13 protein-coding genes are annotated in these 12,446 nt (G+C 66.8%); 8 read left to right on the top strand and 5 right to left on the bottom strand.

Translation table 11 applies throughout. The annotated features are described in order from the left end of the window. Window positions 1-118 precede the first annotated feature (118 nt). The 4 genes from AX676_RS03065 (at window position 119) to AX676_RS03050 (ending at window position 2,666) form a co-directional block, all read left to right on the top strand. Window positions 119-451, top strand: coding sequence for an ArsR/SmtB family transcription factor (locus AX676_RS03065; protein WP_066481977.1), 333 nt, complete (start codon window positions 119-121; stop codon window positions 449-451). Between the two features lie 28 nt (window positions 452-479). Next, window positions 480-899: an arsenate reductase (glutaredoxin) gene (arsC, locus tag AX676_RS03060; RefSeq protein WP_066481980.1), complete on the top strand. Its 420-nt coding sequence runs from the start codon at window positions 480-482 to the stop codon at window positions 897-899. Window positions 900-901: 2 nt separating this feature from the next. After that, window positions 902-1,969: an ACR3 family arsenite efflux transporter gene (gene arsB, locus AX676_RS03055; protein WP_197417134.1), complete on the top strand. Its 1,068-nt coding sequence runs from the start codon at window positions 902-904 to the stop codon at window positions 1,967-1,969. Between the two features lie 64 nt (window positions 1,970-2,033). Then, complete coding sequence (locus AX676_RS03050) at window positions 2,034-2,666, top strand: PAS domain-containing protein (RefSeq protein ID WP_197417135.1); 633 nt, start codon at window positions 2,034-2,036, stop codon at window positions 2,664-2,666. Window positions 2,667-2,790: 124 nt separating this feature from the next. Here AX676_RS03050 and AX676_RS03045 read toward each other — a convergent pair whose 3' ends face one another. Continuing rightward, the gene (locus tag AX676_RS03045) at window positions 2,791-4,626 is read right to left on the bottom strand and encodes an AcrB/AcrD/AcrF family protein (protein WP_231726105.1); all 1,836 of its coding nucleotides are present in this window, start codon (window positions 4,624-4,626) and stop codon (window positions 2,791-2,793) included. A gap of 62 nt (window positions 4,627-4,688) precedes the next feature. Between AX676_RS03045 and AX676_RS03040 the strand changes: the two genes are divergently transcribed. Both AX676_RS03040 and AX676_RS03035 read left to right on the top strand, forming a co-directional pair. Continuing rightward, window positions 4,689-5,135, top strand: a complete 447-nt coding sequence (locus AX676_RS03040) for a GtrA family protein (protein WP_331709224.1) — start codon at window positions 4,689-4,691, stop codon at window positions 5,133-5,135. A gap of 26 nt (window positions 5,136-5,161) precedes the next feature. Further along, the gene (locus AX676_RS03035; protein ID WP_066481992.1) at window positions 5,162-5,890 is read left to right on the top strand and encodes a class I SAM-dependent methyltransferase; all 729 of its coding nucleotides are present in this window, start codon (window positions 5,162-5,164) and stop codon (window positions 5,888-5,890) included. Between the two features lie 28 nt (window positions 5,891-5,918). Here the strand turns inward: AX676_RS03035 and AX676_RS03030 are convergent, their stop codons facing one another. Next, window positions 5,919-7,262: an amidohydrolase family protein gene (locus AX676_RS03030; protein WP_066482016.1), complete on the bottom strand. Its 1,344-nt coding sequence runs from the start codon at window positions 7,260-7,262 to the stop codon at window positions 5,919-5,921. Between the two features lie 132 nt (window positions 7,263-7,394). On the opposite strand from AX676_RS03030, the gene AX676_RS03025 reads away from it, so the two are divergent. Together AX676_RS03025 and AX676_RS03020 are read left to right on the top strand one after the other, a co-directional pair. Then, window positions 7,395-8,291: a DMT family transporter gene (locus AX676_RS03025; RefSeq protein ID WP_231726103.1), complete on the top strand. Its 897-nt coding sequence runs from the start codon at window positions 7,395-7,397 to the stop codon at window positions 8,289-8,291. Between the two features lie 32 nt (window positions 8,292-8,323). Continuing rightward, window positions 8,324-8,815, top strand: a complete 492-nt coding sequence (locus AX676_RS03020) for a GNAT family N-acetyltransferase (protein ID WP_066481993.1) — start codon at window positions 8,324-8,326, stop codon at window positions 8,813-8,815. Window positions 8,816-8,936: 121 nt separating this feature from the next. Here the strand turns inward: AX676_RS03020 and ppa are convergent, their stop codons facing one another. The 3 genes from ppa to AX676_RS03005 form a co-directional block, all read right to left on the bottom strand. Then, window positions 8,937-9,476, bottom strand: coding sequence for an inorganic diphosphatase (gene ppa / locus AX676_RS03015; protein WP_066481994.1), 540 nt, complete (start codon window positions 9,474-9,476; stop codon window positions 8,937-8,939). 12 nt (window positions 9,477-9,488) lie between these two features. Continuing rightward, window positions 9,489-11,414, bottom strand: coding sequence for a M61 family metallopeptidase (locus tag AX676_RS03010; RefSeq protein WP_066481996.1), 1,926 nt, complete (start codon window positions 11,412-11,414; stop codon window positions 9,489-9,491). 133 nt (window positions 11,415-11,547) lie between these two features. After that, window positions 11,548-12,348, bottom strand: coding sequence for a DUF2189 domain-containing protein (locus AX676_RS03005; protein ID WP_082730977.1), 801 nt, complete (start codon window positions 12,346-12,348; stop codon window positions 11,548-11,550). Between the last annotated feature and the right edge of the window lie 98 nt (window positions 12,349-12,446).

Below are 12,446 nucleotides of genomic sequence, written 5' to 3'. Positions count from 1 at the left end.
CCCCGCACGGGCGCGCCGTGAGCTGGCTCACGGATGTGAGTTCCGCGCGGGCCATAGCAACAGCTTGGCGGGGCGAAAAGGCCATTGCGTCGCAACATATATCGGCTAATCTCGATATATGGATTCAGATGACGCGATTCTCGTGTTCGACGCGCTTGCGCAGCCGACCAGACTGGCGGCGTTTCGCTTGCTCGTGCGTCATGCGCCCGATGGACTCCCGGCCGGGGAAGTTTCCAACCGACTGAATATACAGCAAAATACCATGTCGACACATCTTGGTATCCTCGCCCGCGCGGGCCTCGTCGAACCGCGGCGGGTGGGGCGGTCGATCCGCTACCATGCGCGGCTCGACCGGGTGCGGGCGCTATCGCTTTTCTTGCTCAAAGATTGCTGTGGCGGCGATGCCGAGCTTTGCCGGCCGATCGTCGCCGAACTCATGCCCTGCTGCTGAACCGAGCCCAACCGAGGGAGACGCCGTCATGGCGACCGACATCGTCATTTATCACAACCCCGCCTGCGGCACGTCGCGTAACACGCTGGCGATGATCCGCGCATCGGGCATCGAGCCGCATGTGGTCGAGTATCTGAAAACGCCGCCTGCCCGCGCGTTGCTGGTCGAGCTGATCGCGCGCGCCGGCCTGACGCCGCGCGAGTTGTTGCGGGAAAAGGGGACACCCTATGCCGAGCTGGGGCTCGACGACGTGACGCTGAGCGATGACGCGTTGGTCGACGCGATGATCGCGCATCCGGTGCTGATCAACCGGCCGATCGTCGTTTCGCCGCTCGGCGTCCGATTGTGCCGCCCGTCGGAAGCGGTGCTCGACCTGCTGCCCGACCCGCCCGCCAGCTTCGTCAAGGAAGATGGCGAAGTGGTCCGGGTCGCGCCGCGCGGGGCCTGAGCATGGACGCGCAGCCCCGCCTGTCGTTTATCGACCGCTACCTGACGCTGTGGGTCTTTGCCGCCATGGTGCTTGGCGTGGCCGTCGGCAGCGTGTTTCCCGGCATTGCGAGCGCACTCGACGCGGCAACGGTCGGCGCGACCAATGTGCCGATCGCAATCGGGCTGATCGCGATGATGTATCCGCCGCTGGCGCGCGTGAAGTATGAGGCGCTGGGCGAGGTGTTCGCCGACCGCCGGGTGCTGGCCCTGTCGCTCGTCCAGAACTGGATCATCGGCCCGGTGCTGATGTTTGCCCTCGCCGTGATCTTCCTCGCCGACCAGCCCGCCTATATGACCGGCGTGATCCTGATCGGGCTGGCGCGGTGCATTGCCATGGTGCTGGTGTGGAACCAGCTGGCGCGCGGCGATGCGCAATATGTCGCCGGACTGGTCGCGTTCAACTCGATCTTCCAGATCCTGTTTTTCAGCGCTTATGCGTGGCTGTTCCTGACCGTCCTGCCGCCGCTGTTCGGTCTGGAGGGCAGTGTGATCGACGTGTCGTTCGCGACGATTGCCCAAGCGGTCCTTTTGTATCTCGGCATCCCGTTTCTGGCCGGATTCCTGACGCGGCGCTGGCTGATCCGCGCCCGGGGCGGCGAATGGTACGAGCGCGCGTTCCTGCCGCGGATCGGGCCGATCACGCTCATCGCGCTCTTGCTGACCATTGTCGCGATGTTCAGCCTGAAGGGCGGTGATGTCGTCCGGCTGCCGATCGATGCGCTACGCATCGCGCTGCCGCTGGCGATCTATTTCATCATCATGTTCTCGGTCAGCTTCTGTCTGGGCCGGCTGATCGCGCGCGACTATCCGCGCACGACCGCCATCGCCTTTACCGCCGCGGGAAACAATTTCGAGCTGGCGATCGCGGTGGCCATTGCCAGCTTCGGCCTCGCCTCTCCCGTTGCCTTCGCGACGGTGATCGGCCCGCTGGTCGAGGTGCCGGTGCTGATCTTGCTGGTCGGTGTCGCGCTGCGCTGGCGCTGGGGCAGTGAAACGGTGCGCGTTCGGGACAAAGTTGCTCAACTATGAGGCAAATCGTGCGCTGCCGACGTTGACTGCTGGATTGGCCGGGGTTTCCGGGTTAGGGTGGCGCATGAGTTCTGACGACAAGGTTTCGGTTCTGGCGCCGCTGGGCAATGGGCTCGACAAGCTGATCGCCGCCAGCCCGATTGCGTCGGTCATCAGCAATCCCCGCTTGCCCGACAATCCGATCATCGCGTGCAACCGGGCGTTTTGCGAGCTGACCGGCTACGACGCCGGCTATGTCATCGGCCGCAACTGCCGGTTTCTGTCGGGACCGGGCACCGAGCCATGGCTTTCGGAGACGATCCGCCGCGGCGTGGAGGAGCATCGCCCGGTGCTGGTCGAGATCCTCAACTACAAGAAGGACGGCACGCCGTTCCGCAACGCCGTGCTCGTCGCGCCGATCTATGACGACCGCGACTCGCTGCTCTATTTCCTCGGGTCGCAGGTCGAGATCCCCGATGATTCGCCCGGGCCGTCGAGCACGCGACGCATCCGCGCGGCCGAATTGGTCAAGGGCCTGTCCGAACGCCAGCGCCAGGTGCTCAAACTTGCTGCAGACGGACTGCTCAACAAGCAGATCGCCGGGGTCCTCGGCGTGTCAGAAAAAACGGTGAAGATGCACCGTGCTATCCTGATGGAACGGCTCGGCACGCCCACTTCGGCGGACATGGTGCGGGTGGCGGTGGAAGCGGGCCTGTGACCGATCTTGCGCCGGTCATGGTCCTATTGCCGTATCGGTGATCCGGGCCCGTCGCACCTAACCCGATGCTGTCACGGCGATCGCTCGCTGGCCCGGGAGGCGAGCCCTCCAAATCCCCGGCCGGTTACAGGTTCGTTCCGCCATTGAGTTCGGATCGCCGTGGCACATCCGCTTCTGCCATCCCCGAATAGTCGATCCGCCACAGCCGATAGGGCGCGCCGGCGGGCAGCTTCACAGGACGCAGCCAGGCGGGCACCCGACCGGCGACGAGCTGACTGTAGAAACCGTCGGGCGCGCGCACGCGGTAGACGGTCGTTTCGGCCATGTTCGGGCATGTCAGCAAATAGGAAGCATGGTGGCGCGCGATGATCTGCTGCGCTTGCGCCGCCGATCCGCTGAACGCGTGATGGACATCGAGGATCGCGTCGCCATTGCGGTGATAGGGGCCCGCCACCGCATCATGGTGGGTGGTGGTGATCAGGCGCGGCCCCAGATCGACATGGGTGAACATCAACCCCGCCGGCTGGCGGTCGAGCAGGCGCAGCGACGCCAGCCCGGCACAGCGGCGATTGGCGGCGGACACCACCTGCGCCCGCCGGCTCGGCGGGTCGATCCGCAGCTCGCGGATGACGAGGCCGGTGAACAGGCCCGACAGCAGCATGAATGCCGCCACCGAACCACCGACGCGGACGATGATCGACGGGTGCTCGATCAGGCGGGGCAGGATGCGCCACGCCAGGCTGGTCGCGCCGATCAGCCCCAGCAGCTGTGCGGCCGGTCCGGCGCGCACCTGCCAGGCGAGCATCGCGACGGCAAAGGCCGTGAACAGCGCGATCGCGACCCAGCCGGTCCGCCGGGTGGGATCGGTCGTGCGCCACGCTGAAACGACCGCGCCGATCAGGCCGATGACCGGCACCGCCGCAAGCGGGATGGTCACGCGCAGCGGATGGGCGAATATCGGCTTGGCTTCGCGGACATTGCCGAGCCACAGCCGGTAAAGCTCTGGCGAGACGTTTTCGGGGCGGCCGAGGCATTGCGGAAACAACGCAGCAAAGCCCGCGACGATGATCGCGCCTGCACCCGCCGCCAGCGCCAGCCGGGTTGTCCGCGTCGTGGGGCTGGTGCGCGCCAGCAGCGCGAGCAGCACGCCGGCTGCGACCATGACCGACAGCCAGACCGGGGTCAGCGCATCGCAGACGAGCGCCCGGTTGGCGTGCGAGGCGAACAGCAGGAAGCCGGTCGCGCTGCCCGTCCCGAGCGCCAGCGCATAGCGCGACAGCCGCGCCGCTTCGTCGCGTGCCCAGACCCAACGCAGCGTGACGATCGCACCCGCCATCGCGCAATAGGGCAGCAGTTCCAGCCCGATGGTCAGCGACACCGCGCTCGACACGCCGACGGTCATGCCGCCGCGCGCGCCGTCGCGATCGGCAAGCCCCGCGACCGTCCAGGCAAGGCAGGCGAGCTGCCAGCCGTGATGATCGATCCGCAGCGGCATGAACATCAGCAGCGTCGCGGTGCAGCCGAACAGGAAGATGATCGCGAGCGGCCAGGCGACCGGCGCGATCAGCCGCCGCGCGGTAACCGCGATCGCGGCGAGCGCAGCCCCGAACGGCAGCAGCGGCGCGACGCCGACCGCGATCCGTTCGGCCCAGGCGACGCCGATCAGCGGCTTGAGCAGCAGGATCAGCCCGGCGATCGGCAGGTCCACCAGCCGCGACCAGTGGATGTCGAACCCCGCGGGCGGGTTCATCCGATACTGGCGCAGATCGTACCAGTCCTGCCCCGCCAGCAGCGCGCGGACCTGCATCAGCCGCATATTGTCGTCGGTGTCGCTGAGCGCGAGCCAGGTGATGCCGCCCCAACGCTGATAGAGCCAGTAGGCGGCGATAACGAGCCACGCGACCGCGACCCAGCGCCGCCAGTGCCGGTCGAGTTCGCGTTCCAGGCTGAACCCCGGCATGGCTGTGTCGTTCAATTTCGCTTCCCTCGTGTGCGCGCGACGATTAGGGCGAGCGCCACGTTTTGAGCAAGGCCAAGATGCTGGGTGCAGTCGAGCGCGTGTCCCGAGTGGTGAACCAACGGCCGGTGGTGGGTCAGTTGATCCGCTTCCTGATTGCGGGCGGCATCTCCACCCTGATCTACAGCGCGGTCTATCTGCCGCTCGCGCTCTACGTCTTTACCGGCGACCGCGCGGTGCTTGCGGTGCCCTTCGCCTTTGCCGCCGCGGTCAGCGCGGGCTTTTTCCTGCACAGCCGCTGGAGCTTTCGCGGCCAGGGTATCGACCGTCGCGGGCCGGGCCAGCAGGCGCGGTTCGTGTTCGTCCAGGCGCTGGGCCTGGCGATGCATGCGGTCATCACCTGGGTCGTGACCGACCGGCTGGGCCAGCCCGCCTGGGTGCCGCTGATCCCCGGCGTTCTGCTCGTCCCGGTCGTCACCTTCCTGCTCAACCGGCACTGGGTGTTCCGGTGAGCGCGCGCGGGCGGAGCGACTGAGCGATGGACCGGATCGTCTATGACCGCATGGCGGCGCACGACACGACGCACTGGTGGTATCGCGCCCGGCGCGAGGTGCTGAACGACTATATCGCGCGCGAAGCCGGGCTGGGCGCGGGCGCGCGGATCCTCGAGATCGGGTGCGGCACCGGGCACAATCTGCCGATGCTGGCGCGCTTCGGCGAGGTCGACGCGATCGAGATCGACGCAGCGGCGCGCGCCATTGCCAGCGCGCGGCTGGGCAAGCCCGTGCTCGACGCGCCGCTGCCCGAACTGCCGGGCATCGCGCGCGGGCATTACGACCTGATCGCGGTGCTCGACGTGATCGAGCATGTCGATGCCGATGTTGCCGCGCTCGGCGCGATGGCGGATTGCCTGAAGCCGGGCGGTCACATCCTGATCGCGGTGCCGGCGCATCCGTGGATGTGGAGCGCGCACGACGTCGTCAATCATCATAAGCGACGTTACACCAAGGCGACGCTGGCGCGCGCGATCGCGGACGCTGGCCTGACCCATAATGGCCTGCGCTACATCAACTCGCTGCTGTTTCCCGCGGCCGTCGCCGCACGGGTCGCGGGCAAGCTGACCGGCAAGGACGACAGCGACGATTCGCCGCCCGCCGCGCCGCTCAATGCCGCGTTCGACGCGATCTTCCGGCTCGAACGCCATCTGGTCGGGCGCGTGCCGATGCCGCCGGGCCTGTCGATCCTGACGCTGGCGCGACGCGCCTGACATTAGGGGTGCAAAGGCGGCGGCGTCGCTATTTCACCTGTCGCCCATGTTTGACGACGATGTCGACGCGCTGGAGCAGCGCAATGTGCTTCAGCGCGTCGCCCTTGACCGCGATGATGTCGGCATATTTGCCCTCGGTGACGGTGCCATAGTCGCGATCGGCCTTCATCGCGACGGCGGGCCAGTAGGTGGCGGCACGGATCGCGTCGACGGGGGGCACGCCCAGCTGGTTCACCCACACGTCCAGCTCGTGCCACGTGCTCCCTGAATGGAATTTCATCGGGATGCCCGAATCGGTGCCGATCAGCATCAGCACGCCCGAGTCGCGCAGCTGCTGGAACTTGCGCTTGAGCGTCGGCCAGCGTTGCGGGGTCTGTTGGAAATAGCTGATTCGCTCGGGATGGCTCAGCGACTGGCGGATGTCGGCGACGATCTCGGGCGGCAGCCCCTCGTGCCAGTCGGTCGCATCGATATGCTCGTGATTCTTCACCGTATCGGGGAAATTGAACAGCCCCTCGATCGTGGGGGTCCAGAAGAGCGGCCCCGACGCCATGTCGGCGGTGCGTTCGCGCAGCGCCGCGATGATGTCGGCCGGGTATTCGGGCGCGGCGGACAGCCCGGTATGTTCAAAGCCGTCGACGCCCATCTTGAGCCCGCGCCGAACTTCGTCCGGGCGATGCGAATGCGCGATCACCGGCAGCTTGTGCTTGTGCGCCTCGTCGATGATCGCCGCGACTTCGGCCTCGCTCATTTCGTCCTGGTCGATCAGCTTGACGACATCGACCCCGGCGGCGGCGATGCGGCGCACCTTTGCCCGTGCATCCTCGGGCGAGGTCACGCCCCAGCGAAATGCCTCGGTGCCCGGATAGGGCGTTTTCTGGATGAACGGGCCAGAGACGAACAGGGTCGGCCCCGGAATGCGGCCCGCCCGGATCGCGTCGCGCACGGCGATGCTGTCCTCCAGCGGCGCGCCGAGATCGCGCGCGCCGGTCACGCCCGCCATCAGCAGCTGGCGGGCGGATGCCGGCATGATGACGTCGCGCAGCTGGTTGAGGTAGGTGCGGTCCCAATGCGCATAGTCGGCATGGCCGTTGAGCATCAGGTGGACATGCATGTCCCACAGCCCCGGCATCACCGTCATGCCCTCGGTCGAGATGACCCGCGCATCGGCGGGAACGGGCAGGCTGTCGACCGTCCCGACCGCCACGATCCGCTCGCCGTCGATCAGGATGACGCTGTCGCGGATCGGATCGCGCAGCGTCCCGTCGATCAGCGTCCCGCCGACCATCGCGAGCTTCTGGGCATCGGCGTCACCGGCCCCGCCCAACGCGATCAGCGCGGCGGCGACCCAGGCGATCAGGCGTGTGCGCATGCGGTCGTCCCCCACTTGGTTCCGCGCCCAGCCTATCAGGCGGTGACCGCGCGGCCAGCCCCGATTTTCGATCGGTTGCGCAACTTTGCATGCCCGATGTTCGCCGCCCGCCAAACCGGCTAGACGGCGCGCGTGAACGATCCGCGCCCCCTGTTGCCTTTCTTCGTCGTGATGACCGGCATCGCGATCTTCTCGGGCATGGACGCGCTGATGAAGGAACTCGTTCCCGCGATCGGGGTCTATTCGGCGCTGCTGTGGCGCACGCTGGCGGCGCTGCCGATGTCGGGCACATATTTCGCGCTCAACGGGCCGCGCCGCCCCGATGCGGCGGTGCTGCGCGTCCATTTGACGCGGGCGTCGGTATCGGTGGTCATGGCGCTGCTGTTCTTCTGGGGGCTCGGCCGGCTGCCGATGGCGCAGGCGATCGGGCTTTCGTTCATCGCACCCCTGCTCGCGCTGATCCTGGCCGGGCTGATCCTGAAGGAACGCGTGCCGCCGCGCGCGATATGGGCGACGCTGGTCGCGTTTCTGGGCGTCATGGTCATCATGTTCGGCCAGTCGCAGGCGCGGATGGGGGACGATGCGCTGCTCGGTGCGCTCGCCGTCCTCGCCTCGGCGCTGTGCTATGCGTGGAACATCATCCTGATGCGCCAGCAGGCGCTGGTCGCCGGCCCGGCGGAGGTCGTCTTCTACCAGACCCTGCTGGTCGGCACGCTGCTGCTGATCGGTGCCCCCATATGGCTGAGCGTACCGCCGGTCGCGCTGTTTGACGAAATCGTGGCGGCGGCGCTGTTCACCATCATTTCGATGGCGCTGATGTCGTGGGGCTATGCGCGCGCGGAGGCGAGCTTCCTGGCGCCGACCGAATACACCGCGTTCATCTGGGCCGCGTTGCTCGGCTGGATGGTGTTCGGCGAGCAGGTGTCGTGGTTCACGCTGGCGGGCACAGCGATGATCATCGCCGGCGTGGCGTGGGGCACTGGCCGCACGAAGGGCGCGGTGGTCGCGACGCCGGCCGCGCCCGCCTGAACGCACCCCGACCGGCCAAAGATTTGGGAGAAATGCCGATGCCCGTCACCATTCGCCGCGCCGAGCCGCGCGACCTGCCCGAGATCCAGGCCCTGCTGCACGCCTTTGGCCGGCATCTCGAGCGCCCCGAATGGGTGACGGGAAGCGCGGGGGCGCTGGAAGCCGCGCTGTTCGGCGATCCGCCGAGCGGACACGGCCATGTCGCCGAGCTCGACGGCCGCGTGGTCGGCATCGCGCTATGGTTCCTGACCTATAATTTCTGGACGACGCGGCCCGTGCTCTATCTGGAGGACCTGTATGTCGACGCCAGCGCGCGCGGCAGCGGGGCGGGCGAGGCATTGCTGCGCGCGCTGGGCGCGGAGGCGGTCGCGCGCGACTGCGCCTGGATGTCCTGGGCGGTGCTGGTCACCAACGGGGGTGCCAAGCGCTTCTACGAGCGGCTGGGCGCGGCGCACGACCCGAGCTGGGAAGTCTGGCGGCTGGAGGGGGATGCGCTGACGGCGCTTGGCACTGGCCGGAACTAGGAATCGGGCGTCGCCCCGGCGGGGGCCGGGGTCGCTACCCATACCGGGCGCTCGATTCTGTCAGCGGCCCCGGCCTGCGCCGGGCGACGCTTTCGTTCCTTGCCTGCTTGCAGCCGCCCGCTCAGGCAGCCTTTGCTTGCTCCGCGCGTGCAATCGCCTCGAGGACGATGCGGCGCGCATAATCGGCATTTTCCCAATGGCCGACCCGGACCCACTTCTTGGCCTCCAGGTCCTTGTAGTGGGTGAAGAAATGCTCGATCTGCTGCATCACGATCTCGGGCAGATCCTCTTTCTCGTCGACCTTGGTGTAATAGGGGAAGGTCGCGTCGACCGGCACGGTCAGCAGCTTCTCGTCGCCGCCGGCCTCGTCCTCCAGCAGCAGCACCGCGATCGGGCGCACGCGGACGATACAGCCGGGAATGAAGGGCGAGCGGGCGACGACGAGCGCGTCCAGCGGGTCGCCGTCGGGCGACAGGGTGTGCGGGATGAAGCCATAATTGGCCGGGTAGCGCATCGGCGTGTGCAGGATGCGGTCGACGAACAGCGCGCCCGATTTCTTGTCGAATTCATATTTCACCGGCTCGCCGCCGACGGGTACTTCGATAATGCAGTTCAGGCTGTTGGGCGGATCGTCCCCCACCGGCACCATGTCGATACGCATTGCTGTTCTTCCTTATTTTGCTGTCAACAGCCGATCCAGGCCCGCCTCTCCCGAAGCGATTTTTTCGAGGCGCGGATAACGCAGCCCTTCGCGATAGTCGACGACCACGTCACGATAGGCTTCGCCTTCCTTGACCATCAGCCGAATCGGCGTCGTCGTTCCCTTGGCGGCGGTGATGGCCTTCTTCAAACGCTCGGGAGTATAAGTCTGTCCATTGACCGCGACCAGCGTCGCACCCGTGGTCAGCCCCTGCTTATACGCCGGTCCGCCCCAATCGACGGATGAAATCACGCCTTCCTTGTTGAGCACGACGCCGATCGAATAGGTGAAGTCGTTCGCCTTGCCCCGGGTTTCGCGATCCTTGAGGAACGCGCTCGGCTCGTCGCCATAGACCAGCTTGTAGCCGTTGTCGGTCAGTCCGGCGAGCGGCGCGCGATCGCTGGGCCGATTGACGCGCGTGTCGAGCAGCGTGCGCCAGTCATAGGGCTGGATCGCATTCAGCGTCGCGACGACGTCGTCGAACGTGTAGGTCAGCACGCCCCAGTCGCCGTCATTGACCCCGAAAAACGCCCTCGCGAAATCGTCCATCGACTTTTTGCCGCGCGACTCGCGGCGCAGGATCGAATCCACCTCGAGCCAGATCAGCAGGCCCTCATTGTAGTAATCCTCCGAACGCTGATAGCTCACCCAGCCCTTGGGCCGGCGTGCGGAGATGATCGGATCGTTGGTGGTATCGACCAGCGGGCGCCATTCGCGGCCCTTGCGCGTGTCGAGCGAGGCCGCGATTGCCGCATAGGCGTCCAGCGTCTGCTGCTTGGTGAACAGGCCCGATCGCGCGCCGAGCACATAGCCCCAGAACTGCGTCTGCCCTTCATAGACCCAGAGCAGGCTGTCCTGCATCGGCGTCTTGAAATCGGGGGTGAACAGGTCGGCACCGCGGCGATACTTGCCGTTCCAGCTGTGCACCATTTCGTGCGGCAGCAGGTTGCGCTCGCCCGGCCCCTTGTCCCATTCGGTGAAATAGCCGGGATCGACGCCGTTTTCGGAGCTGCGGTGATGCTCGAGCCCGATCGAGCCCATCTTGTTGGTGATCGCCAGCAGGAATTCGTAGCGGTCATAATGCTGCGCGCCGAACAGCGCGACGGCCTGGGTCACCAGCGCGCGGTGCTTGGCGATCTGGTCCTCGGTCGCTGCGAGCTCCTCGGGCGTGTCGGCAACAACGTTCAGGTCGACGCGGTCGGACAATTTCCACTCGCGGAAATAGCGCCCGGCGAACACCGGCGAATCGACCAGCGTTTCGTAATCGGTCTTCTCATAGCGATAGACCGCGCCCTCGCGTGTCGCGGCCAGGCCGGACGCGGCGGTCCACCCGTCCGGATAGGTCACCGTCGCCTCGACCGGGATCTGGCGGGTGAAATAGCCGGCGGGATAGAGGCTGACGGCTTCCCATTGCAGGTTGAGCATGTCGGGGGTGACGACGACGCGTCCCTGGTTGGGCTGGGTTGCCGACAGGAATTCGAACGTGACGATGACCGCGCGCACGCCGGCGGGCACGTCGATATGAAAGGCATAGACGTCGAGCGGGTCGCGCCGCCACGCCAGCCGCTGGCCATTGGCGGTGATGGTCAGTCCCGCCAGCTTTTCGATTTCGCCGCGCGGCGCATGCTTGCCGGGCAACCATTGCGGCATCAGCAGCGCCATTGGCCCGGCGCCGGCGACGGGAATCGTCTCCTTTACGCGATAGATCGCCTGGTTGATCCGGGTCGCGTCGACTTCGAGCTTGATCGTGCCGGGATAGGGAATGTCGCGCGCGGCCGGGATGGTGCTGGTGATCGGCAGCGGCTGGGGCTGGGACCGGTTCTGCGCCGCCGCATCTGTGATCAGGGCGAGGGGGGCGGCGGCAAGCATCAGGGTGGAGAACGCGACCGATCGGAGCATCGACTGTCTTTCGTGAAAGGAACGGGAAAGGCGGCTGGTCGCGCAGATAAGCCGCCCCGCCGCGCCACGTAAAGACCGTCGGGGAAAATCGCCGGCCCCGGCCCCGGTCTCGCCAGGGCCAGGGTGCGCGTCTTCAGCGCACGATGACGCGGGTGTAGAGGTGCCAGGTCGCGTAACCGAGCCACGGCAGCACCACCGCCAGCCCGATCGCGAACGGGATCGTGCCGAGCACGAGCAGCACGCCGACACGCAGGCCCCAGCCCAGCGTCTCCCCCGGGTTGCGGCGTGCGGCGGCGAGCGACGTGCGCACCGCGTCGGGCGCCTCGACCGAGCGGTCGACGACCATCGGAAAGGAGATGAAGGCGAACACGAGCGTCACGGCGGCAAAGGCTGCGCCGACCAGATGGCCGATCACGATCATCGCCCAGCCCTCCGGCGTCGTGAACAGCCGCCCGAAAATGTCGCCGATCTGCATCGCGCCGGTCTGGCCCAGGGTCGCGGCATAGATGAGATAGGCCGCCATCAGCCACGCGCCGAACAGCACCGCCAGGCCCAGGCTGAGCATCGCCAGCGGCGTGCGGCTGCGACCGTTCAGCGGATCGAAGAAATGCCACCAGCTCGACTCGAGCCCGGCCTCGCGCCGTCGGGCAAGCTCGTAAAAGCCCGCCGCGACCGCGGGTCCTGCGATCGACAGCCCCGCGACGGCGGGGAAGAACAGCGGCAGCAATGAATCGTTGAGCGCGATTGCCCCGGCGAGCAGACAGACGAACGGATACAGCAGCCCCAGGAAAATGAGATCGCCGCGCTTGGCGGTGAAGTCCTTCCACCCTTCCGACAGCGCCCAGTTGACGTCGGCCATGCCGATCCGCCGGATTTCCGGAGCGACGGCGGCGGGAGCCGGGACGGGTTGTGCAGAATCAAGCATCGAAGCCATCTGGAGCGGTCCTTTGTCGGTTCGAATGGAACGGTCGGCGTGTATCCTTTTGTTTTGAGGTACGGAGCATACACCCTTGCGGGCGGGGGGGCAAAGAT

Source organism: Sphingomonas sp. CCH21-G11, assembly GCF_001555965.1.
Lineage (GTDB): Bacteria > Pseudomonadota > Alphaproteobacteria > Sphingomonadales > Sphingomonadaceae > Sphingomonas.
This window is presented reverse-complemented; position numbering and strand designations above follow the sequence as displayed.

Excerpts from the sequence above, each read along its gene's own strand:
- AX676_RS03065 (WP_066481977.1), top strand. The coding sequence starts at position 119 with ATGGATTCAGATGACGCGATTCTCGTGTTCGACGCGCTTGCGCAGCCG.
- arsC (WP_066481980.1), top strand. The coding sequence starts at position 480 with ATGGCGACCGACATCGTCATTTATCACAACCCCGCCTGCGGCACGTCG.
- arsB (WP_197417134.1), top strand. The coding sequence starts at position 902 with ATGGACGCGCAGCCCCGCCTGTCGTTTATCGACCGCTACCTGACGCTG.
- AX676_RS03050 (WP_197417135.1), top strand. The coding sequence starts at position 2,034 with ATGAGTTCTGACGACAAGGTTTCGGTTCTGGCGCCGCTGGGCAATGGG.
- AX676_RS03045 (WP_231726105.1), bottom strand. The coding sequence starts at position 4,626 with ATGCCGGGGTTCAGCCTGGAACGCGAACTCGACCGGCACTGGCGGCGC.
- AX676_RS03035 (WP_066481992.1), top strand. The coding sequence starts at position 5,162 with ATGGACCGGATCGTCTATGACCGCATGGCGGCGCACGACACGACGCAC.
- AX676_RS03030 (WP_066482016.1), bottom strand. The coding sequence starts at position 7,262 with ATGCGCACACGCCTGATCGCCTGGGTCGCCGCCGCGCTGATCGCGTTG.
- AX676_RS03020 (WP_066481993.1), top strand. The coding sequence starts at position 8,324 with ATGCCGATGCCCGTCACCATTCGCCGCGCCGAGCCGCGCGACCTGCCC.
- ppa (WP_066481994.1), bottom strand. The coding sequence starts at position 9,476 with ATGCGTATCGACATGGTGCCGGTGGGGGACGATCCGCCCAACAGCCTG.
- AX676_RS03010 (WP_066481996.1), bottom strand. The coding sequence starts at position 11,414 with ATGCTCCGATCGGTCGCGTTCTCCACCCTGATGCTTGCCGCCGCCCCC.
- AX676_RS03005 (WP_082730977.1), bottom strand. The coding sequence starts at position 12,348 with ATGGCTTCGATGCTTGATTCTGCACAACCCGTCCCGGCTCCCGCCGCC.